Raw genomic sequence first — 1,252 nt, forward strand, 5'->3', positions numbered from 1 at the left:
CGAACGACACGGTTGGTGCCGATACGAATGCAACGCCAGTGACAGCAGGTACGTTCACCAATGCAGCAGGCTACGGTACCTTGGTCTTGAACAGCAATGGTACCTACACGTACACGCTCAACAACAGCAATGCGGCCGTTAATGGCTTAGGCGCCGGCCAAAGCTTGACCGATAGCTTTACGTACACCTTAACTGATGGTGACGGCAGTACGACAACGGCAACCTTGGTCATTACGATCAATGGTAATACCGATGGTGGTCCAACGGTCACGATCCCTGACAGCAATGCAGGTTCTGCAGGCGACATGACGGTAGCAGAAACGGCAACTGCGACGGCGAACAGCTTCACGGTCACGGCTCCCGCTGGTTTAGCAAGCATCACCGTGGGTGGCACCAACGTCACCTTGGCGCAATTAAATGCTTTAGGTGGCACACCAATCACGATCACGACAGGCAAAGGTAGCTTGGTCTTAACGGGCTTTAATAGCGGTACCGGTGTCGTCAGCTACACCTATGACCCTGCGGTACAAAGTGCGAACAGCGATGTGACCGACAGTATCACCGTAGCAGTCACCGATGCCTTAGGCGCGACCAATAACGACAGCCTAGATATCCTCATTACGGATAGCAAACCAGTAGCGGTCGGTGACATCAACAACATCACTGAAGATGCAGTACCGAACACAGTCACCGGCAATGTGATCACGAACGACACGGTCGGTGCGGACAGCAACGCCACTCCAGTGACAGCAGGTACGTTCACGAATGCAGCAGGCTACGGTACTTTGGTCTTGAACAGCAATGGTACCTACACGTACACGCTCAACAACAGTAATGCGGCCGTCAATGGCTTAGGTGCCGGTCAAAGTTTGACTGATAGCTTTACGTACACCTTAACCGATGGTGACGGCAGTACGACGACAGCGACTTTGGTCATTACGATCAATGGTAATACCGATGGTGGTCCAACGGTCACGATCCCGGACAGCAATGCAGGTTCTGCGGGCGACATGACGGTAGCAGAAACGGCAACCGCGACGGCGAACAGCTTCACGGTCAGTGCGCCAGCAGGATTGGCGAGCATTACGGTCGGTGGCACCAACGTCACCTTGGCGCAATTAAATGCTTTAGGTGGTACACCAATCACGATCACGACAGGCAAGGGTAGTTTGGTCTTAACAGGCTACAACTCAAGCACAGGCGTGGTGAGTTATACCTATGATCCAAGTGTCCAAAGTGCGAACAGCGATGT

General features: G+C 53.3%; 1 protein-coding gene. It reads left to right on the top strand.

Annotated elements, in window-relative coordinates:
• Nucleotides 1–1,252 (top strand): beta strand repeat-containing protein (locus tag H8K36_RS18865; protein WP_222611284.1); only part of this gene is annotated, 1,252 nt, incomplete at both ends.

Origin of the sequence: Affinundibacterium nitidum (genome assembly GCF_014284155.1) — a bacterium.
Classification (GTDB): domain Bacteria; phylum Pseudomonadota; class Gammaproteobacteria; order Burkholderiales; family Burkholderiaceae_D; genus Undibacterium; species Undibacterium nitidum.